Origin of the sequence: Gemella haemolysans, from assembly GCF_001553035.1 — a bacterium.
GTDB lineage: Bacteria > Bacillota > Bacilli > Staphylococcales > Gemellaceae > Gemella > Gemella haemolysans_B.
The window spans coordinates 1-5,839 of record NZ_KQ959984.1 but is presented as its reverse complement, the minus strand read 5'-3'; the positions used below and the strand labels follow the sequence as shown (position 1 = coordinate 5,839).

Below are 5,839 nucleotides of genomic sequence, written 5' to 3'. Positions count from 1 at the left end.
ACGTTCGATTTTCTTTATATCTTTCTGGTATTTCTCTCTTTATTAATACCTTTTCGCTTTCATTCAACTCATTTTCTTCTACATATTTGAAAGTTATCTCTCCTGCTTTTGCAATATTTCCTGGGGTATAATTTCCAAAAATTAATGCCCCCACAATCACCGCGGCAGCACCTAAAGAAAGTTTCCTTATTGAATACCTTATTATTTTGCTATTAATGTTTCGATTCACTATAATTTCTCTCCTATTATATTCTCTATTTAAATCACTAATTTCTACATTATAAATATTAACAATTCATTATATCAAATTACAACAATCTATTCAAATAAATATATTTTTAAGATATAGTAATATAATTATGTTAATTACCAAAGTAAATTCCAGTTTAAATAAAAAACTACAATTTAACCCTAAACTAATTTTATAATAGGAACTTAAATTGAGACTAAAACTTAAATTGAAACTAAATAATCATGAAAAGATATTTATCTAACTTTATTACGTTATTTTAAACTCTCTTTATTCTATTAAACGAGTTCTAATTTTTTGATTCTATCTTAGTACTTCATAAAATTAATTTTATACTAAAAGATGGTGTGCTAACTTAGATGAGAATGTGGTTTATCCAAAAGTCCTAAATTTTTAAAAAGTGTATATTATAACTCATAGAAGCAGGTAGTTATTGTAAATTCACTTTATAAAAGATTTTCAGATATTTTATAACACTCTGAGAGAAGTGACTCAATAAAATCTAATTTCTTAAGAAATTATACTTTTATCGAGTCACTTCCAGATTACATATTTTAATTATGCCTAGATTATTTATTTCTAAACACAAAAATACTGTCCAACTTAGTGAAACAAGAAAAATCTAAGCAGCACCTTGCTGCCTAGATTTTCTAGAACAATTTTTTCCTATTATCCAAACTTAACAAAGAGCCTTTTTCTTATATCTAAAATCTGATAAGAATCCTATTATCTCTTTCTCTTGTCAGTCCACTGAAAGGAAACCTATATCATTTTACAATCACTTGAACACTTTATACAGTGACTATTTATAAATTGATTCTCTAAAATCATCTGTCATACGTAGGTACGCGTTGTAGATTTTTTGTTTTAGTAAGTGCACCCAGCTTGATGGGACATTTTCTGTTGCTCGTTTAAGATTTTTCACATCATGTGCCACTGCTGCATCGATTAATGCTTGCATCTCTTGCGCTGATGAGATAGTTACTTCCGTTGTACTATTAGGTTTTCCTAATTCATATTGAATCGTAATCGCTTTTAGATTATTTTGTTTACTGATACGTTGGTTGAACATATCTTTTTTGAATTCTGCCCAGTTTGGATAGTGATTATCAAATACTTTTTTCAATACTAAATTATCTGTGACTAAAGCAACATCACGTTTGTACCAGCTTGAATATGTTTTACTTCCTTCTGCAAGTGCATCTGCTGCGTACTGGTTAGATACGTAAGGTAAGAATCCTTTATGGTATCCTTTTTCCGCATATAATTCAAACGCCGTTTTTCTAAACATTACATCTCCAGGTGCACCGTTTGGATTACTTAGTCCTGCGTAGATAGGCGAGAACATACTTATTGTGTAATATCCATTTCTTCCGTATTGACCTTCATCGCGATAAGCACGTCTATTGATGATGTCGTTTTCGATTAATGAGTTCAATGATGTTAATCTTGTTACTTCTTCATCTGTTAATGGACGAACTTTATTTCCTGCGTGTGTGTCTTTATTATATTTATCGTCACGCACGTAGTAGTTTTCTATTTTTCTAAACCATTGTTTCTTAACCGCGTCACTTTGCATTAATACTGCATTAGCTTCCATTGCATCAAGCGTGTATAGCACATCATACATTCCGTGTAAATAGTGTTGAATTTCTTCTTCAGAGGTGAATCTTGCTGTTGGATCGTATGTGTGCAAGCGAGTTCTTGAGTCTTTATCTCCTTTGAAGACTGTATTTAATACTATCGCTTCTTTATCTACACTGTCTGCCGATTGAAGTAATCCTAGTGCATATAATTCCGCTCCTAGTCCTTCACGTCGCTCGTTTCCTTCGAAGTAGACTCTTCCGTCTGAGTTGTGCACCATCTCATGACTATAAACCGATGTTCCATATTGGTCTAACAATCTATCACTTACAAAGTACGCTTCTACTCCTGTTGCATAAGCACCTGCATTCGGTCTTGGTGTATGGTATTTACCTGCTGGTCCGAAGAAACTATAGATAGAGTCTATGTTTTTATCTGATAATGTTGCCCAGTAGCCTCTACCGTTTGTATCTTTCACCTCAAATGCATCTGTTACCGGCACTGCACGGTATAATCTTTCTTTAAATTCTGGGGCTAGAACTTTATACCAAATGTCATAATGATCTCTTTGCCATTTCGCAGATTGATCTACTTTTCCTCTAACATATTGACGTAGAGCTTCTCCTGATAGAATAGCTCCGTCTGCTCCTCTGTCTCGATAACGTTCATAGCTACCGAAGGCTAATGTTGATAGAGTAGATATTGCATACAGACTCTCTTCTTTCATTGTTAATAGTGGCAGTATCATGCTCTTATATCCCCAACTTGGTGCTGATATTCTATCATATACTCCTATTGAGTATTTCTTGTCAGCTGTTGGTGATACTTGTTTTTCTCGAACTTCTTCTATATCTGATTTCGCTTCTACTATGTATGCTTTTGTATTTCCTTTGAACCATTCATTATTTGTTTTGTTCGGCAGGAACAGTTTTCTATATGCTTCTACGAAGTCGAAGATTGAATCTTCTCCTTTAAGTGGTGCAAGTGTACTCGCATATAGACCTGTCGTATTCGGTCCTCGTAAGTTTTCTAGTCCGCTATTTCCTAAAGCGATAATAGTGTCTAGCGTTGAAGCTTCATTATTTCCATTAAAGTCAAATTTGTACACTGATAAATCTTTCGTATTTAGACTATCATAGTTAATATTGTACCAACGGTTCATGTATGTAAGTCCCAGCATGAATGCTTCTTTGTTATTTTTAATTTTTTCACTTACGTATTCAACTACACCATCTCCTGTAGTGTTGATTGATTTATCCATTGCTAATACTTTTCTTAAGTGTTCTGCTATATTAGTCTTAACTTCCTCAAATTCTCTATCTAAGTATAAGTTATCTAACGCTGCGTCATCTGCCGCTCCTAGCACTTTCTTAGTAGCTTCTGAGCTGAACGTTACATTTTGTAATTCACTTAGTACATTATTAGTTATCGCTGTATAATCTGATATGAATGCTTCTGGTGTGAATATATATCCTTTTTCTGCAACACTATATTCAACTACTTGACTGTTTGCGAAGTTTTCTTTGAATGTTACATCTAAGTATTCTACCGTGTTGTCTTTGTAGTGTAACATAACTCTATTGATTGAATTTTTCTTATTATTAATATCCGTTACTACTTCATTTCCATTCATCGGCACTACGTCTAGCAGTTCTGTAGTGTAGAGTTTATCCGTTGTCGCTACTTTGCTACCATAGTGAACAACTAGCTCTTTATTGTAGAATGGCATTAGTTTTTCTATGTTGTTATAAGCTACTTTTCTTTCAACTTGTGCTTGGCTTAACGTTGTATAGTCAACTTCTTTTGAGTTTGCTTTTAGGTCTTGCCCCGTATCATCAAGAGTTACTGTGATTCCGTAAGAAGCAATCTTAGCATCCGCTTCTGCTTTAGTTACTTTTCGAACGAAGTTATCTTGTTTTTTGTTTTCGACAGAGGTAATAGCATTCTTCACATCTGCGCTTCCGAATTGGTCTCCTGTAGTGGCATATCCATCACCAACATTCATATTACTTACTACATTGTCCACACGACCTCTTGGATATGTAGATCCGACTATTCCTCCGACTCTTGGGTAGCCTTGACCATTTAGGATTTTACCTGTTGTTACAGAACGTGTTACTAACGCTCCATTTTCTAATTTACCTACTATTCCTCCTGCTGTTTGATTATTGTTTCGAGCAGCGGTAGAGATGACTGCATCTACTTTCGATTTATCAACTTTGGCATCTCCACCAGTTAATTTACCGACGATTCCTCCTGCATAATTCGCATTGTTATCTGCGTGGTTAGCGACTAATTTTCCGCTGAATGAGCTGTTTTCTATTCTTGTATTTGTCGCATCTACTACTAATCCTGCTACAGATTTTCTTCCTGATACTTTTCCTTCTACAGCCACATTGCTGATAGTGGCATTGTTCGCTGTTTTTGCTACTGCTGCAGCATTTTCTTTACTATCCACTTGTGTATTTTTAAGATCTAAATCTTTTACAGTTGCATTTTTTAATGTGTCAAACAGTGGTTTTTTCAAGTCGTATATAGCATATGCTTTGTTTCCTTCTGCTCCTACTAGCGTTCCTGTAAATTCTCCTGTTATGTAACTTGTTTGATTTTCTGGTACCTCTACTTCATCGGCTGTCATATCTGCAGCTAATTTATATACACCTGCTAAGTTGCTTTGCATTGCTGTTACAAGTTGTTTAAACGATGTGTAAACTCCCGGTTGTTCTGCTTTAGTTTTAGCTACATTAAATGTGTAGTCCTCTTTATATCCTTCTACACCTTCTTCTACAAGTTGATCAACAGCTGCCGTTACTTTATAAGTTCCATCTGCATTTTCTGTAATAGATTTTACAGGTATATACATTTCTTTGAATCTATCTGATTTTACTTTTACAAAGTATTTAGCTGTATCAGTCGGCGCTTCACTTAGACTTAAATATCTGCGATAACGATTATTTTCTTTACCGTATAATTCTACTGAATCGATATCTTTAATTTCTATTTTTTTATAATCTAGTTGGAAATCTTTCATTGATGTTTCTGTACTTTGTTCATCGCTTTCGCCTAGATTATAAGTTAGACGCGTTTTTAGTGTGTAAGGCGTATAATAGTCTAAACCTGATATCACTTGCTCTTTGGCAGGATTTTCTATATCCACCTCTTTAACTAACTCGTCTCCACGGAAAACTTGCGCTTTTGCAGAGACATACGCCGATGTAGTGTCTGTTAGGTTATAGCTTACAATTATAGATTTTTTGTTCTCAGCTTTTGTTAAGTTTGCAATTTCTACTGTAGGTTTAACTTTTACTAGCGTTCCTACTTTAACGATTTCTTTTACTGGAGCTACTTCAGTTCGTGATAATTCTTTAGTTTCTACTACATTACCATTTACGATGTAGTCTTCATATTGAATTGTACGCGTTCCTGCTTGACCTGGTTGTTCAGTTTTACGACGATTTTTCAAAAGTGTTGGATCTTGAATTTCTTCTGTTGTATAAGGAATATTTTCTGTTTCCGTTCTATTTCTTGTAGTAACTTCTAAAGTCGGAAGTTCCTCTATTGCTGCTGATTCTCCCTCATGACCTGGTTCTTGCGTTCCTTTTGTTGCCACTGGGTTTGTGTATTCTGGCAACTCCGATTGAACCGCTGATTCTCCCTCGCGACCTGGTTCTTGCGTTCCTTTTGTTGTCACTGGGTTTGTGTATTCTGGTAAATTCTCTTGTACCGCTGATTCTCCTTCGCGTCCAGCCTCTTGCGTTCCTTTTGTCGCTACTGGAACTGTGTATTCTGGTAAGTTCGATTGAATCGCTGATTCTCCTTCATGTCCAACCTCTTGCGTTCCTTTTGTTGCCACTGGATTTGTGTATTCTGGCAACTCTGATTGAACCGCTGATTCCCCCTCGCGACCTGGTTCTTGCGTTCCTTTTGTTTCTAGTGGCTTAGTATATTCTGGAATTTCCTTGCGGACTGTAGCTTCTCCTTCATGTCCAGCCTCTTGCGTTCCTT

General features: G+C 35.3%; 2 protein-coding genes. Both read right to left on the bottom strand.

Annotated elements, in window-relative coordinates:
- Positions 1-229: YSIRK-type signal peptide-containing protein (locus HMPREF3186_RS07175; protein WP_197415035.1), on the bottom strand; the 229-nt coding region annotated here is incomplete at its 3' end.
- Between the two features lie 823 nt (positions 230-1,052).
- Positions 1,053-5,839: zinc metalloprotease C (gene zmpC / locus HMPREF3186_RS07170; RefSeq protein ID WP_060914572.1), on the bottom strand; the 4,787-nt coding region annotated here is incomplete at its 5' end.